General features: G+C 38.8%; 13 protein-coding genes. 4 read left to right on the top strand and 9 right to left on the bottom strand.

From position 1 onward, the window contains the following. Positions 1-221: 221 nt before the first annotated feature. The 5 genes from B806_RS0111775 to argC all read right to left on the bottom strand — a co-directional run bounded on the left by B806_RS0111775 (position 222) and on the right by argC (position 5186). Positions 222-584, bottom strand: a complete 363-nt coding sequence (locus tag B806_RS0111775; RefSeq protein ID WP_005069026.1) for a YnfA family protein — start codon at positions 582-584, stop codon at positions 222-224. Between the two features lie 3 nt (positions 585-587). Continuing rightward, complete coding sequence (clpA, locus tag B806_RS0111770) at positions 588-2864, bottom strand: ATP-dependent Clp protease ATP-binding subunit ClpA (RefSeq protein ID WP_017403044.1); 2277 nt, start codon at positions 2862-2864, stop codon at positions 588-590. 9 nt (positions 2865-2873) lie between these two features. Further along, entirely contained in the window at positions 2874-3287 is a 414-nt protein-coding gene (gene clpS / locus B806_RS0111765; protein WP_002121129.1) for an ATP-dependent Clp protease adapter ClpS, read from the bottom strand. Between the two features lie 9 nt (positions 3288-3296). Next, a complete protein-coding gene (locus tag B806_RS0111760) occupies positions 3297-4055 on the bottom strand; it encodes a DUF6776 family protein (protein ID WP_014206946.1) in 759 nt (252 codons plus the stop codon). 75 nt (positions 4056-4130) lie between these two features. Beyond that, positions 4131-5186: an N-acetyl-gamma-glutamyl-phosphate reductase gene (gene argC / locus B806_RS0111755; RefSeq protein WP_016805956.1), complete on the bottom strand. Its 1056-nt coding sequence runs from the start codon at positions 5184-5186 to the stop codon at positions 4131-4133. Between the two features lie 184 nt (positions 5187-5370). On the opposite strand from argC, the gene B806_RS0111750 reads away from it, so the two are divergent. Next, on the top strand, positions 5371-6891 hold the full coding sequence (locus tag B806_RS0111750; RefSeq protein ID WP_017386032.1) for a hypothetical protein: 1521 nt from the start codon (positions 5371-5373) through the stop codon (positions 6889-6891). Here the strand turns inward: B806_RS0111750 and B806_RS0111745 are convergent. Together B806_RS0111745 and rpiA are read right to left on the bottom strand one after the other, a co-directional pair. Continuing rightward, the gene (locus tag B806_RS0111745; protein WP_017386031.1) at positions 6888-7568 is read right to left on the bottom strand and encodes a SprT family zinc-dependent metalloprotease; all 681 of its coding nucleotides are present in this window, start codon (positions 7566-7568) and stop codon (positions 6888-6890) included. The genes B806_RS0111750 and B806_RS0111745 overlap by 4 nt on opposite strands. Further along, the gene (gene rpiA, locus B806_RS0111740) at positions 7568-8239 is read right to left on the bottom strand and encodes a ribose-5-phosphate isomerase RpiA (protein WP_002046900.1); all 672 of its coding nucleotides are present in this window, start codon (positions 8237-8239) and stop codon (positions 7568-7570) included. The genes B806_RS0111745 and rpiA overlap by 1 nt, the downstream gene beginning before the upstream one ends. A gap of 101 nt (positions 8240-8340) precedes the next feature. On the opposite strand from rpiA, the gene ilvA reads away from it, so the two are divergent. From ilvA to B806_RS0111725, 3 genes are all read left to right on the top strand, one after another. Then, a complete protein-coding gene (gene ilvA, locus B806_RS0111735) occupies positions 8341-9888 on the top strand; it encodes a threonine ammonia-lyase, biosynthetic (protein WP_014206951.1) in 1548 nt (515 codons plus the stop codon). A 146-nt stretch (positions 9889-10034) separates the two neighbouring features. Continuing rightward, entirely contained in the window at positions 10035-10685 is a 651-nt protein-coding gene (locus B806_RS0111730; RefSeq protein ID WP_017386030.1) for a TrkA family potassium uptake protein, read from the top strand. An 18-nt stretch (positions 10686-10703) separates the two neighbouring features. Beyond that, the gene (locus B806_RS0111725) at positions 10704-12041 is read left to right on the top strand and encodes a TrkH family potassium uptake protein (protein WP_017386029.1); all 1338 of its coding nucleotides are present in this window, start codon (positions 10704-10706) and stop codon (positions 12039-12041) included. Between the two features lie 38 nt (positions 12042-12079). Here the strand turns inward: B806_RS0111725 and B806_RS0111720 are convergent, their stop codons facing one another. Together B806_RS0111720 and B806_RS0111715 are read right to left on the bottom strand one after the other, a co-directional pair. After that, complete coding sequence (locus B806_RS0111720; protein WP_002120916.1) at positions 12080-13231, bottom strand: phospholipase A; 1152 nt, start codon at positions 13229-13231, stop codon at positions 12080-12082. A gap of 21 nt (positions 13232-13252) precedes the next feature. Next, a complete protein-coding gene (locus B806_RS0111715; protein WP_002120972.1) occupies positions 13253-16192 on the bottom strand; it encodes an insulinase family protein in 2940 nt (979 codons plus the stop codon). Positions 16193-16217 lie beyond the last annotated feature (25 nt).

Here is a 16217-nt window from a genome sequence, read left to right as displayed (position 1 = left end):
TGTGATGGGCAACTTTCTCATGCCCGAATACGCTCAGGCAACTATCTAAATTGCCAAAAGTAATAATAAGCGTTAGTGTTCACAGATTGATTTAACATCTTTATCTCAAATATTAAAAAATGTTCCTTAAATCTAAAATACGCATTGTTGATGAGTTTGACAAGTCTTTTTTTTGAAAAAAACTTCTTATTTTCTCGCTTAAGATTTGATTCAATGATGCATTAACGAATCAACCCTTGAGGTTGCAAAATAATTAAACCAGCTCCACAAAGCACAATTAGACCACCTAATATATCCCATCTTGTTAATCCCACCTGATCAACAAAGCGTAGCCACATAAGCGCAGTAAAAATATAGATACCGCCATAGGCCGCATAAATGCGCCCAGAAGCTGCCGGATGTAAAGTCAACAACCATACAAAGATAGCCAGACTTAAGACCGTAGGTAGCCACAGCCAAGCCGACTTACCCTCTTTTAAAATCAGATAAGGAAAATAACAACCAAGAATTTCAGCAATTGCCGTGATAATAAATAACCCGAATACACTGAGTATTCGGGTTATAGCAAGACTATCAATTAACATAATTTATGCTGGTTCTGCCGTATGATGATCTTCAAACACTTCAAGTTTTAAGCCGACAGCTTTGCCATCTTCTTTTTTCACCGATACAGCCACGTTACCACCATGATCTGCAAGTTCACCAAACAGAATCATTTCAGCGAGTGGTTTCTTCAAGTGTTCTTGAATGAGACGTTGCATTGGACGAGCACCCATCAAACGGTCATAACCATTTGTAGCTAACCAATCTCGTGCACTTTGATCAACATCAAGAACAACTTGTTTTTCATCCAATTGCGCTTGTAATTCTGTCAAGAATTTGTCGACTACAGACTCAATCACAGTTGTTGGCAATGCTTTGAATTGAATAACACCATCTAGACGGTTACGGAACTCTGGAGAGAAAGCACGTTTCATCGCTTCTTGGTTATCAGAACTATGATCTTGATCCGTGAAACCAATGCTCGCGCGAGAAATACTTTCTGCTCCAATATTCGTAGTCAGAACAATAATCACATTTCTAAAATCTGACTTACGTCCATTGTTATCCGTTAAAGCACCATGATCCATGATTTGTAGCAATAGATTAAACACATCTGGATGTGCTTTTTCAATTTCATCAAGCAACAAGACACAATGTGGATTTTTGTGAATCGCATCAGTAAGCAAACCACCTTGGTCATAACCCACATACCCTGGAGGTGCACCAATTAAGCGTGAAACTGCATGACGTTCCATATATTCAGACATATCGAAACGTACAAGCTCTACACCCAATAATTTAGCGAGTTGCTTAGTAACCTCAGTTTTACCTACACCTGTTGGACCAGCAAAAACAAAACTACCCACTGGTTTATCTGGTGACTTCAATCCAGCACGAGATAACTTAATCGCTGAGCCTAATGCAGTAATTGCTTCATCTTGACCAAACACCACACGTTTCAAATCACGCTCAAGATTTTCAAGCACTGACTTATCATCTTTAGACACAGTTTTTGGTGGAATACGAGCAATCTTAGAAACGATATCTTCGATATTCTCTACAGTAATCAAGCTATCATCACTTTCAGCTTTCAAACGGCGTTGAGCACCTGCTTCATCAATGACATCAATTGCCTTATCTGGCAAGAAACGATCATTAATGAACTTAGCAGAAAGCTCTACAGCTGATACCAAAGCCTTATCGTCATATTGTACGTGGTGAAAATCTTCAAACTTAGTTTTCAATCCACGTAAAATATCAATCGTTTCCGAAATACTTGGCTCATTAACATCAATTTTTTGGAAACGACGTGATAACGCATGGTCTTTTTCAAAAACCTGACGATATTCTTGGAAAGTCGTTGAACCAATACAACGTAAAGTACCATTAGCTAAAGCTGGCTTAATAAGATTTGAAGCATCCATTGTGCTGCCCATACTTGAGCCTGCACCAATGATCATATGAATCTCATCAATGAATAAAATCGCATTTGGATTTTTCTTCAATGCATTAAGCAACTGTTTTAAACGTTTTTCAAAGTCACCACGATATTTAGTTCCAGCAACTAATGCACCAATGTCCAGACTATAAATTTCAGCCTGACTTAAAGGTTTAGGTGCTTTACCATTCACAATTAACCATGCCAAACCTTCAGCAATCGAGGTTTTACCCACACCTGGATCACCCACAAGCAATGGATTGTTTTTGCGACGGCGACACAGAATTTGAGCTGTACGCTCAATTTCTTTTTCACGACCAATCAATGGGTCAGTTTTGCCTTTTTGCGCTTCAACATTTAGATTCAGCGTATAAAGCTCAAGTGGCCCTGCATTGCTTGCGCTAGTTTCACCTTCAATATCTTCAACTTCTTCTTCAACTTGTACTTCGTCTTTACGTGTCCCATGAGACAAGTATTGAGTCAATGTCAAACGATTGATTTGATGACGTTTAAGTAAATACACAGCAAAAGAATCACGCTCTGAATACATTGCGACCAAAACATCTGCACCTTCAACAGTACGATCGCCGCCACTTGATTGCACGTGAAAAATAGCACGTTGCAAAATGCGGTCGAAACTTTCTGTTGGATGAGGCGCTTGCTCGCTATTTTCGCCAAGCTTAGGAGTATGCTGTTCTACATATTCTTCTAATTCTTTACGCAAAGAAACTATATCAGCCCCACATGCTTTTAATGCATTCACGGCTGAATCGTTGTCGAGTAGTGCTAATAATAAATGTTCAACTGTAAGAAACTCATGTCTCTTTTGACGAGCCATGCTAACAGCCAAACGTAATGATACTTCTAATTGACGACTGAGCATGTAACCCCCTTATGCTTTAGGCTCAATCTGGCAAAGTAATGGATGACCTTGCGATCGAGCGTAATTATTAACAAGGTTTGCCTTAGTTTCCGCGATGTCTCTTGGATAGACTCCGGCAATACCTTTACCTTCATAGTGTACTGTTAGCATTACTTGAGTTGCTTGGTCAAGATTCATTGCAAAGTATTGTTGTAAAATTTCAATTACAAAGTCCATTGGAGTGTAATCGTCATTCATTAATACGACTGCATATAATGGGGGACGCTTGAGTTCAGGAGGGGCTGTTTGTACAACAACCTCTCCATCATGATCTTCGTTTTGCGAATCACTTAAGCGTGGGTGGAAGTGCCAATCGACATAGCCAGACTGCTGAAAAGAAGCCTTGATATCTTTTAAGTTTGTTTGACGCTTATTTGTTCGCATAGGATGTTACTATTGTGAATTTGCTTCAGCTTGAGGAATTTCTGCCACGAAAGCAGAAGATGTTTCGACAGGTTTACCACGCTGCCAACTAAAACGTTTAATAATCGGTGTATCAGAGCCACCAGTTAAACGCACTTCAATAAATTGAGGCGTGAAACCTTTAGGCATTGTCCAACGACCTGTTAAGCGCTCAAAATCAGTAAAGTTAAAGTTCTTCGCTTCAAGTGGTACGACTAAAACCTCAGTATCTTTGATCAATCTGATTTCAACCGATCCTAAAGCACGGCGCTTACTTGGACTTACTTGAACTAAATCTAGTTGATATTCATAAGCATTTTCAGGTAAAGGCTTAATTGCCAGATTTTGGATTGTTAAGCTCAAACCACCGCGCTGTCTCAAAATCTCACGGTAGATATTACTCATACCTTCTTGCTGAGTCTTATCGGCGTTCGCTTGATTAAGCGCTTCAAATAGATCATTTGCATTCGTCACAGCCACATCACGCTCTTGCACCGCTGCATTAAGGCTTTTGTTAACTGCATCTAAGGCTGTTTTTTGCTTTTGCACCACTTCAACCAATTGCTCCGCATCTGCATCGTAACCAACAACAGTTAAACCTTGACGGTGCCCAATTGTATAGCCGAGCGCAAAACAACCACTCATTAAAATAGCAGCACCAATAAACAAAGGCTTATTGGTGTTTAAAAATTTTTTCTTTTGCAACGAACTTTCTGCTGAAGTCGTCTGTCCAGAGTTTTGCATCGTCATCTCAGTGTTCAAGATCAGAGTCAAGACACACATTTAAATCGAAATTTAAATATGTGTGAAGCAAAAAAGAGTTTTTTATGGTAATAAACCAATCCCTTGTAAGCCTTCATCTTCATTAAAGCCAAACATAAGGTTCATATTTTGTACAGCCTGACCAGATGCACCTTTTACAAGGTTATCTTGAGCCGCCAAAATAATCAGTTTATTTGGTTGTGGTTTATATAATGCAATACGAAGTTCATTCGCACCGCGTACACTACGTGTTTCAGGTGAACTATTTGCAGGCATAACATCTACGAATTTTTCATTAGCATAGAAGTTTTCATACAAAGCTTGTAAGTCTGTCTGCTTACCAGCTTCTGTCAAATCTACATAAATTGTACTCAGCATACCGCGAATCATAGGTACTAGATGAGGAACAAATAAGAGTCCATCAAACCCGCCCTTTTGTCCTGCAATATTCTCTAAGGCTTCTACAATTTCTGGATGGTGACGATGACCTGCAACACCATATGCTTTAAAGTTATCAGCGTTTTCACTATAAATCATGCCCAAACTTGCTTTACGACCAGCACCAGAAACACCGGATTTGGCATCAATAATAATATTTTTTGTTTCAATCAGGGCTTGTGCTGATTTTAATAGTGGCGCTAAACCTAATTGAACAGTCGTCGGATAGCAACCAGGGTTACCGATAACTTGAGCTTGTTTAATTTTTTCGCGGTTTAACTCAGTTAGACCATATACAGAATCTTTTAGTACATCTGGACAAGCATGTTCCATGCCATACCATTTTTCAAATTGTTCAAGATCTTGTAAGCGAAAGTCTGCTGCTAAATCAATAACTTTAGTTCCAGCTGCAATTAAATCTTTGGCATGTTGCATGGCAACACCATGTGGCGTTGCAAAAAATACAACATCACACTCTTTTAATGCATCAATGTTTAAATCTGAAAATTGAAGATCGGTATGTCCACGTAAATTAGGGAACATATCTGCAACTGGTTTGCCCGCTTCTGTACGTGAAGTAAGAACTCGAACCTGCGCTTTAGGATGTCGTAATAGAATACGTAAAAGTTCAACGCCTGTATAACCCGTTCCACCAACAATTCCGACAGAAATCACGTGCATTACCTCAATTTTTGAATCTATACTTGGGCAGTAGTATGACAGGATGTCCAAGCTTACAAAACCATTTCATGCTTGGTAATTTTAATTTTTTTAATTTTAGCGACAATCAGATAGCACTTACTGGACTGTCATAACCACATAAATATCAGCAAATAAATACCAGATTAATTTTTGGAGAGCTAGGATGCTTCATCAATCAAAAGAAACAAAATTACGCACGTACCTTGGCTTGAGCACATTCATTTTAAGTGTAGCCCTTACTGGTTGCGGAGGTGGAGGTAGTAGTGGAGGCAGTTCACCCACTACACCAACGCCAGTTGACCCTACACCTGAAGCAACAACTGATGTTACTTTAAAAACCCCTGTAGAAATGCGTAATATCCAGCTTAAAGTATATGACAATACCAACAACGCTGTTCTAGTGGATACTTCAATTGCGAGTTTAAATAGCTTTAATGTCAAAATTCCTACTGCAAAATTGAATCGTTTATATCGCGTAGAAATTACAACTCAAAGCTCATCTCAAGTGTTTGACCCAATTACTCCACAATACCAAAATTTGTCAGGTATTTATCATGCATTTATTACACCAAACAGTGTAAGTGGCAGAATCCAATTCATTAGCCCAAGCAGTGAAGCAGTTTATCAACGAGCTGTCATACGTTCAGGACAACTCCCTCAAGAAACGTTTGACCCAACCCGTATTGAGCAATTACATGTAGATTTAGCCTCTCAAGATGTCTACAAATCGTTAATGAATGCGTTTAAAGATGCTGACATTCCAAGTTTAAGTCCAGCTAATTCCCTTCTGAATTTAACTTTGTTGCGATACTCAACTACTAAACCTAGTACATATGTAGATAGTTATCTTAGCTTTGGTTACTTACAATATTGGTCAACGATTCATGGCGGAGCAAACACCTACCAAGAACTTGTTAAAAGTTTAGCAACTGATTTAAAAGATGGCTTTTTGGATGGGAAAAAACTTCATGGGGATCAAACATCCTTCACTCCTATTTTCACACCTGCTCCAGATAATATTGATCCACTAAAAAATACGCTGTTAGATATTGCAGCTAATCAAAAAGTAACGCGCGATTACTTTGGAACCAACCTAAAAGCATCTACTTTGCAATTGGCTCAGGCTAATTCACAACAGTCTTTAGATCAGACGGGTTATGAACTTCTACAAAAAAAACAATATACAGGAATTGTTCCTACTGTAAATTCAACAACATTCATTCGCATTGACGGTGCTGGAGATTACCGTAGAGCTGTTGGGTTTACCACCACAGCGACGTGTAATGGATCAACCTACCCATGCAAACAAGGCTTAACCAGCATCAATCTATCAGATCCAAACCTACCAGCTACAGACTATTTAGTGGGTCACTATGAAGACACATCAACTGGATGTCAGCTTAATTTTCGTGCGAACGGTCAAATCGACTTGAGTAAAGGCTCACAAATTTATCGTGCTGCTTTAAGTGCTGATAGTACCGATAATTTATTGCAAACAGATGCTGCCAGCTCAAGTTATTTACTCAATTCAAGTTCAGCCGAACCAAATAACTCGACGCAACAATACAACTTTATCCAATTATCTATTAAAGCAAATAAGATTATTAGTGCTAAAGCAGGTTTAGATAGCCGGAAAGCACCCGATAGCTTACAAACACCACAACTAGAATGTAGTTTTAGTTAGTTTGAGACATACCACCATGCAGGCAATGGATTTGATTTAAGTTGTCTGCGGTGTTTTTGAAAATATGGATCGTATTTTTCAACTTCTGCCCAAAATGCAGGACTATGGTCAAAATGTTTAGTATGCGCCAACTCATGAATAGCCACATAGCGAGCAATTTCATGTGACATAAGCACCAGCCCTGCATGTAGCATAATATTATGCTGACTACTACAACTTCCCCACCGAGTTTTCGGGCGGCGAATTGTGCATTCCCTATAAGCCAATTGAGTGTGCTCACTTAATTCTTTCAAAAGCTCTGGTAATTCTTGTTTCGCATAAGCAATAACTGCGTTTTGCAATGCCAAATATGGCTGTGTGTCTTTAATAAATAAAGAATTGTTTTCCCAGTCGAATTGAAAAACACGATGCTGCTTTTGAACAACGACTTGAAATGGCTGTTCTTTATTAAAGAAATAAATTTCTGAAGGAATATCAATAGATGCCGATTGGACGTTTTGTTGCTTATTCCATGTCTCGGTTAACCATTGTTCAGATTGTGCTAAAAAATGCTGAATTTGTTTTTTACTACAAAATAAAGGAACCGTAAGACGGATTGAAGCAGGCTCAACACGTAAGCGCAATTTTCGTGCTCTTACGTGTCGAACGATTTTAATCTCTGGCATTTTTGCAGACATTACTGTGCTGTACGCTCTTCAATACCATTATTCGTTGCAACAATTGCAATCGTTGCAGGATTTAAGGCGAAGATACCGTTAGTTACCACACCAGGAATATTGTTAATTGTTTTTTCCAGTTCAATAGCATTTAAAATATTAAGATTGAAAACATCCAAAATAACATTCCCGTTATCTGTAACTACACCCTCACGATAAACCGGGTCACCACCTAAACTTACCAATTTACGAGCTACAGCCGAACGCGCCATTGGAATAACTTCTACTGGAAGTGGAAAATCACGTCCAAGTTGATCAACCCATTTTGAATCATCAACAATACACACAAACTTCTTAGCAATTGATGCAACAATTTTCTCACGTGTTAATGCAGCACCGCCACCTTTAATCATATGCATATGACGGTCGATCTCATCTGCACCATCAACATAAGCATCTAGGCTACCTACATGGTTCATATCAACCACTTCAATACCAAGTTTTTTAAGACGATCAGCAGTTGCTTGAGAACTTGCCACAGCTGCTTCTAATTGTAATTCTGGGAGTAAATCAATTAGAAAATTTACGGTACTTCCAGTCCCAACACCCAAAATGCCACCTTTGGGTAAGTGTTTTAAAGCAGCTTTAGCAGCAGCTTGTTTCTTTTCATCTTGGGTTGCATATAGGCTCATTACATCACTCAACTATTTTTTGACATTTATGCGCCAATAAACGGCGCAAATGCACAAGGGTTTGCTACAATAATTTCCTATTTTAAACTGTTATAGGGAAGATGAACATGCTGTCTCGTGTGGTACGACAAATTTTACAAGCAACGGTTTATGATGTTGCAATTGAAACACCTCTCGAAGCAGCTCCACGAATTAGTCAAAAATTAAACAATACAATTCGTTTTAAGCGTGAAGATTTACAACCCGTTTTTTCTTTTAAATTACGCGGTGCCTATAACCGTATTAGTCAATTACCGAAAGAACAACTTGAACGCGGAGTAATTTGCGCCTCTGCTGGTAACCATGCTCAAGGCGTAGCTTTGTCAGGACAAAGATTAGGAATTCCCGCTATTATTGTTATGCCGAGCACAACACCTGACATTAAAGTTCAGGCTGTTAAACGCTTAGGTGGTCAAGTCGTATTACATGGCGATAGCTTTGATATCGCAAATAAATATGCTCAACAACGTGCAGAAGTTGAAGGTCTTGTATTTATTCCACCTTATGACGATGAACTTGTCATTGCAGGTCAAGGCACAATTGCCAATGAAATTTTACGTCAATGGCGTGATGTAGAGTACGTGTTTGTTGCCGTAGGTGGCGGTGGCCTTATTTCAGGCGTAGCAGCTTACCTTGGAGAAGTTGCACCGCATGTAAAAGTTATTGGCGTTGAATATGAAGAGTCTGCTTGTTTAAAGGCAGCTTTAGAAGCAAATGAACGTGTAATTTTGCCACATGTAGGCCTATTTGCAGATGGTACAGCTGTTGCCCAAATTGGTGCTTTACCATTTGATATTATTCGTTTGCGCAAATCTGATAACTCAGGCCCGATTGTTGATCCTGATATTGTGACTGTGAATACAGATGAAATCTGTGCAGCAATTAAAGACACATTTGATGAAAACCGCAGCATTGTTGAACCTTCTGGAGCAATGGCATTAGCGGGTATCAAAAAATATATTCACGAACATAAAATCAGTAATAAAAATATGGTGTCGATTGTGTGCGGCGCCAATATGAATTTTGACCGCCTCCGTTATATTGCTGAGCGTACCGAGTTAGGTGAGCAACGCGAAGCGATTTATGCAGTTACCTTATCTGAAGAAAAAGGCGCATTCTTAGGCTTCTGCCGTGCTTTACAAGGCCGCAATATTACTGAGTTTAACTACCGAGCAAACAATACAGAGGAAGCACAAGTATTCGTCGGTATTAGTTTAAAAGGTGGAGATGCAGAGCGCCATGAAATTTTGGAACAATTAAAACAGCAAGATTATATTGTAGATGACCTTTCTGACGATGAAGTTGCCAAATTACATATTCGTTATTTAATTGGTGGTCATGCAAATCTAGATGATGAAAGATTGTTCCGTGTTGAGTTCCCTGAACGTCCAGGCGCCCTCTTAACATTCTTAACTCGTTTAGGTCCAACTCACAACATTACCCTCTTCCATTACCGTAACCATGGTGCAGCAGAAGGTCGTGTTTTAGTTGGCTTACAAGCAACCGATGCTAAACAAAACCCTGATGGATTGATTGAGACACTCGAGCAGATTAATTATCCGTATGCAGAAATTACTGATAATGTTGGCTATAAACGTTTCTTGAAATAATCTTTAGTTTTGATGAGGAAGCCGACATAGTTGTCGGCTTTTTTTATACAATTCTTTTTATATTTCTAGAATCTTTACATTGCTTCTCTTTATCTTAAAGAAAATATCCTTAAAAATAATGATCTAACTCGGAAAAAAGGAACAACATGGCACAGTTTGCAGTCATTGGCTTAGGTAGTTTTGGAGCCACAGTTGCTCAGGAACTCACAAAATTAAATCATGATGTTATTGGCATCGATACGGTAAAAAAGAATGTCGAAAATCTTGCCGACATTTTAACTCATGCCGTCATTGCTGATGCTACTGACGAACATGTGCTTGATGAATTAAACATTCAGAACTGTGATGCGGTCGTTGTTGCAATTGGTGAAGATATTGAAGCCAGTATTTTGTGTGTGCTGAACTTAAAAAATCTCGGCATTGATAAAATTTGGGTAAAAGCAAAAACCAAAGCTCATCACACCATTTTGTCACACCTTAATATCAATAAGATTATTCATCCTGAAGAAGATATGGGGGTAAGAGTTGCTCAAGCTCTGAACTACCCTATGGTAAGCCGCTATATGTCTTTAGAAGATGACCATTACATTATCAAAATTGAAATCCCAGATAAGCTTAACGGCATCAATTTATATGGCATTATGCAGCAAGCGCCTCAGGTCAAAACATTGCTTGTGAAAAGACAGCAGCAAATTTTGTTTGAGACCGAAGAAAATTTCACTTTGCAAACACATGATATTCTTATTTTAGAAGGTCATTTATCACAGTTAAAGAAACTTTCTAATTGCTTCTTATAAGAAAACGAACTCTAGAATATGTCTATATATCCCAAGCCTCATAAAACGTTAAATTTAAGCCCTCCTTCACTTTTAGCGCTAGGGTTTTTAGGCTTTATTACTTTTGGCACTTTATTGCTTAAATTGCCATTTGCGAATACAGGCAATGTCAGTTGGATGGATGCGCTTTTTACAGCCACCTCAGCAGTTACAATTACCGGTCTATCTGTTTTAAATATTCATGAATCTTTTACCCTCTTTGGGCAAACTATTATTTTATTACTGATCCAGTCTGGCGGTTTGGGTTTTATGACTTTTGCGATATTGGCCGCATTAAGTTTGTCACCAAAAGTTGGTCTTAAACAGCAAATGATGGCTCAAGATAGTCTCGGGCAAACAAGCCTATCAAAAGTTACTTTTGTTGCTAAAGGAGTTGTCACTTACACTCTTATTTTTGAGCTGATTGGTACAGTTATTCTTACCGCCGCTTTTGCACCAACATATGGGTTTGCACGTGGTTTATATTATGCGGCTTTTTACAGCATTTCCTCATTCAACAATGCTGGTTTTTCATTATTTTCCAACAGCTTAATGAACTTTCAGAGTAACTATATTATTTGTATAACCATTAGCATCCTTTACACTTTAGGTGGTCTTGGTTTTTTAGTACTCATGGATATTAAGCAAAACAAAAGATGGAAAAAACTAACGCCAAATAGCAAGCTTATTCTGACAACCATTGCAATTATTAACCTAGTTGCCTTTATTTTAATATGGGCTTTAGAAGCTCAAAATCCCGCGACTTTAGGGATGTTAAACTCAGGTGAACAAGCATTAAACGCTTGGTTTCAGGCAACAGTCCCTCGTTCCTCAGGTTTTAATACCATTGATACAGGTGCAATGACCAACAGTAGCTCACTACTGATGATGTTACTGATGTTTATTGGTGGTGGTTCACTGAGTACAGCCGGTGGAATCAAAGTTGGAACCTTTGTCATTTTAGTGCTTAGTGTAATTTCATTTTTACGCCGTACAGATGAAATTAGAATATTTAATCACTCTGTATCTCACGAAACCACCTATAAAGCATTAGCAGTGACTGCTATTACGAGCATACTGATTTTCATTGGCTTCTTTATTCTTTTGCTTTTAGAGCCTAAAGCAGATTTTATGAATTTGCTTTTTGAGGTTGTTTCGGCCGCATGTACAGTAGGCCTCTCTCGTGGAATCACACCAGATTTACATAATGGTAGTTTATTCATTTTAAGCCTACTCATGTTTGCTGGACGACTTGGACCATTAACACTTGCCTACTTAATTGCCACTCCTAAAAAGAGTCGACTTAAACATCCTCAAGCCAACATCCAAATTGGATAATAAAAAAGCCGCTTTAAAAGCGGCTTTTCTTAAGCGTCTTAGTACCAATTCAAGAGCGATACACCCAAACCAGCATAAGTTGCTCGATGGTTATAATCAATCAAGCTTTCACCATAACCATTAAACAACTGGAAATGTCCGCGTAACTTGCCACTGATTGGAAAAGCCCAATCAAATTGCACAGCACCATGAGAGTCATCACCACCTTTCAATGAATGACGCAGCATTAAAGAGAAGTCATTCTGCTTCCACTTATAAAACGCTGTTAAATCACCACGACCGATGTAATCTTCCATATCCGGGTTATTATCATCTTTACTATCTTCTTCAAGACGAATCCATGGACGAAGCATTAAAGCAAAATTACCACGCTCCAATCCAACATTAAAGATTACACGGTTCCAGCTACGAGATAATGGATCTGAACGACCATTTGACTGATGGTTTAACGTAACTCCGAGCAAACGCCCATCTAAACCAAGCAACTCGTAGTTCGTTCTAAACATTAAACTTGCTTCTGGCTCATAGTTCGTTTCACGGAATGGGCGAGATTCTTCAGCATTGAACGTCTGCCAACGTGAAGATTGTGTATACCCTACCCACAAATCACCATTATTTCCAAAAATATTTTCCCAAGCTTTGGTTTTCAAAGAAATCTGAAACTTACTTTCTGTTGATTTCAGATTCTGAGCATCCGTTACAGTATTATTTGGATTTGGACTACTCGGGAATTCATTCTTGTCACTGGTCCAAAATACGGGTAGTAAATAGACTGGCTGATAAGCACGAATATTCCAAACACCTAGCTTACTTTTTTCAGATAATTCCCAACGTTGATCTAGCAAAGAAGTAGTAGGCTCAAGTGTAGGCGCTTTACCAATCACTTTAATATTACTGACTGTATCTACAACCTTTTCTTTAAATGTTTCCGGTTGAACAGCAGGCTGATCAATTTTTTTAACAGGCTCAGGTACTACCGCAGCTTGCACTACAGGTAGAGCTGCTGGCTTAAATACAGAGTCGTAACAAGCCAGACGATCGGCATTCGAAGCAAGAGCAACACATGCATCAACTGTGGCAGGGTTTGCTGGAGCTAAGGTATCAGCATATGTTACAGACGCACATAAACAGCTAAGCACAATTCCCATGCTTAGCTGTAAAGATGTGCGTTCAAATTGTTTGAACGCCATGTTCAATCTCCAATTTTTATTTTAATTAACTTGTTGAATGGTAAAACCTAATTGCTGCAATTCATCACGTTTAGCAAATGGCGCAACTACAGCTTTTACAGGAGTTTGCTCTACTAAATATTGACGAGCAACACGTTTTAAATCATCCAATGTTACATGCAACAATCTTTCACGCAAAGTACGGCGGAAAGCTGGTGTTCTCGCATGCAACAATGCATAACATGCTGTAATCGCTTCACCTGCTGGAGAGCCTGGTTTATCCATACTTGCCACTAAACCAAGAATTGCTTCTTCAAGCTGGTGAGGTTGTTGCTCTGTATTTAACAACCATTGCACACTCGCCTCAAAGTCTTTAAACGTCTCTGCTAAACGTGGGTCACGGTAACTGAAGAAACGGAATGAGCATGCATTTCCATCATAACTAGCACCGCCGCCATAAGCACCACCTTTTTCACGGATAGCACTGTGCAAGAATCCGTTACGTAAATAAGCTGCCAATACCATTAATGGAGCCGCATCTGGATGTGATACTTCTACGGCTTGATATGCAGACGCACAGAATTGAACGTTTGCCTGAATTAACCATGCTTCATGATTATTATCATTAGCTTGTTCTACTTGAGTTAACTCAGTTGTAGCTGTATCAACATTCAACTTATCCCAAACATTCTGGATTTCTTCAACCAAACGTTCAGATTGATGTTCTTCACACACTAGTAAGAACTGTTTAGGTGCTTGCAATAACTTACTATGAATACGTTTTAATTCTGCAATCAGCTCATCGTAAGCGGCATCATCTTGGGTAATTTTAGTAACAAGCTCACCCAACCAGTTCAATGCACCTAAACCTGTGTTTTGATAGTCACGTTGAGCCAAGGCACTCATGTTACGAGAAGCAATCTGCATCGCATAGCTATGACCTGATCCAGATAAACGAGATTGCCAACGTGTTTTACGTTGTTGCAATAACTCGATAATTCGTTCTTTCTCATCAAATCGGAGCTGTTCAAATGCTAATTTTAATAAATGAATTGCATCAAATTTCTGAGTCAACGATTTAGTCGTTAAAGTTAACCAAGCACTAATTTTATCTTTATCATCAACTTTGCTACGTAAAGAAGCGCCCATTCCTAAACCACCACTTACAGCGGTTTGTAAGTTTTGTAGTTCAAGATAGCCATATTCGCCTGCACCTACTTCACCCATCAAAATAGAAAGCAAATTGAAATAAGGCGACTTCACAATATCTTCAGGAATCTGAATGAGTACTTGTTGATAGTAAATACCGTTAGTACCAGCATGGTACAAGTTCAACGGCGTATCCATACGATTACAAATAATTTCACGTAACTGACCTTGCACAATATGCAAGTCAGCAGGTACATCTTCCAAACCTACTTTTGGCAATAACTCAAGATTATCAGGAGTGTCCTGACGTTCCTCTAAAGCCTTAGTCTTAGCAATGATTTCAGCCTTATCAGCATCTGTTAGCTTTTCACCAATAGCCGCTAAACGAGCTTTTTCCGCTTCCTGCTCTTTTACAGACTTGGTCGGGTCTGGAACTAAAGTCATTTGTACGCGATGAGGGTTGTCGAGCAAATGTGTTTGAATCAGATTTGATAACCACATTGGGTCTTTCAACTCTTCTTTAACTTGTGCAATTGCGCTGTCAACATCCCAAATTTGGATTGGATCATTATGGTGAATCGCACCACTTAAGCCATTTAAAATTAGACTTAAACCATAAGGTGTGCCGTCACCATTAATTTCACGTTGATGTAACTCGATTTGATGCAAAATTGCATCGACTAAATTACTGTCAATTGGTTTAGCAGCAACATCACGCAGAATATTTAAAACACCATCTCTAAAGCTTTGCGCATGTTCAGGATTTGAACCTTGAACACCACAGTAGAAAGTCATTTCAAAATTACTATCGTCTACGCCCATTAATGGACCTGTAGATTGAGCATAACCACAAGTTTCTAAGTAATGACGAAGTGGCGAAGCCGAATTTTCTAATAAAATCCCTTCGACTAAACGCATTCCTAAACGCAATTTAATGTCATTTGCTTCTGGTAATAACCAAGATAGAACATGATAAGTTTTATCTTTTAAATCATCACTATCAACACCGTAGTTCTCTGTTACTTCAATTGGTGCAGCTAAACGTTTTTCAGGCTTAGAGTATAAAGTTGTTCCCGCAGAAAACTTGTGTAGAGCTAGTTTTTCAAACTGCTCTTGTAGTTCATATGCTGTCTGATTACCAAAGGTCATGAATACAGCATTGCTTGGGTGGTAATGTACTTTATAAAAATCGACTAACTGCTCATACGTTAAATCAGGAATATCTTTCGGATCACCACCTGAGTTGTAATGATAGGTCGTTTCAGGAAATAAATGATGAGCCAACTGATGATAAAGTTGATCAGACGGCGCACTCATTGCACCTTTCATTTCATTAAAAACAACACCTTTATATACAGGTTGACCATTTTCAAGTTCAATACGAATACCTTCTTGAGCAAAATCAAGTGGATTCAAATTGGCAGCAAATGCCGCATCAAGATAAACAGAAAGTAAGTTTTGGAAATCTTTTTTGTTTTGAGTAGCGAATGGATATGCTGTCCAATCTGCTGCTGTAAATGCGTTCATAAAAGTATTTAAAGAACGACGAATCATTAAAAAGAATGGATCACGTACCGGAAACTTTTCAGAGCCACACAAAGCCGTATGTTCTAAAATATGTGCCGTGCCTTTAGAGTCCATAGGCTGGGTTCTAAAAGCAACAAGAAATACATTTTCATCATAATCAGTTGCCAAGTGATAATGCACCGCACCTGTGACTTTATGCTTATATTCAGACACTAAAATATCTAATGCTTCTACATGGTGCTGACGTAGCAACTGAAACGCAGGGTGAACAGTTTGAGAAATGGTTTCAGTGACATCTACAGTCATGTGATCTCCTAACATATCGGATAAG

The organism is Acinetobacter sp. TG2027 (assembly GCF_000302435.1).
GTDB lineage: Bacteria > Pseudomonadota > Gammaproteobacteria > Pseudomonadales > Moraxellaceae > Acinetobacter > Acinetobacter pittii.
The sequence above is the reverse complement of the archived record's forward strand: the minus strand, read 5'-3'. Positions and strand labels throughout refer to the sequence as shown.

Coding starts and splice junctions, on each gene's coding strand:
- B806_RS0111775 (WP_005069026.1), bottom strand. CDS start 584: ATGTTAATTGATAGTCTTGCTATAACCCGAATACTCAGTGTATTCGGG.
- clpA (WP_017403044.1), bottom strand. CDS start 2,864: ATGCTCAGTCGTCAATTAGAAGTATCATTACGTTTGGCTGTTAGCATG.
- clpS (WP_002121129.1), bottom strand. CDS start 3,287: ATGCGAACAAATAAGCGTCAAACAAACTTAAAAGATATCAAGGCTTCT.
- B806_RS0111760 (WP_014206946.1), bottom strand. CDS start 4,055: ATGACGATGCAAAACTCTGGACAGACGACTTCAGCAGAAAGTTCGTTG.
- argC (WP_016805956.1), bottom strand. CDS start 5,186: ATGCACGTGATTTCTGTCGGAATTGTTGGTGGAACGGGTTATACAGGC.
- B806_RS0111750 (WP_017386032.1), top strand. CDS start 5,371: ATGCTTCATCAATCAAAAGAAACAAAATTACGCACGTACCTTGGCTTG.
- B806_RS0111745 (WP_017386031.1), bottom strand. CDS start 7,568: ATGTCTGCAAAAATGCCAGAGATTAAAATCGTTCGACACGTAAGAGCA.
- rpiA (WP_002046900.1), bottom strand. CDS start 8,239: ATGAGCCTATATGCAACCCAAGATGAAAAGAAACAAGCTGCTGCTAAA.
- ilvA (WP_014206951.1), top strand. CDS start 8,341: ATGAACATGCTGTCTCGTGTGGTACGACAAATTTTACAAGCAACGGTT.
- B806_RS0111730 (WP_017386030.1), top strand. CDS start 10,035: ATGGCACAGTTTGCAGTCATTGGCTTAGGTAGTTTTGGAGCCACAGTT.
- B806_RS0111725 (WP_017386029.1), top strand. CDS start 10,704: ATGTCTATATATCCCAAGCCTCATAAAACGTTAAATTTAAGCCCTCCT.
- B806_RS0111720 (WP_002120916.1), bottom strand. CDS start 13,231: ATGGCGTTCAAACAATTTGAACGCACATCTTTACAGCTAAGCATGGGA.
- B806_RS0111715 (WP_002120972.1), bottom strand. CDS start 16,192: ATGACTGTAGATGTCACTGAAACCATTTCTCAAACTGTTCACCCTGCG.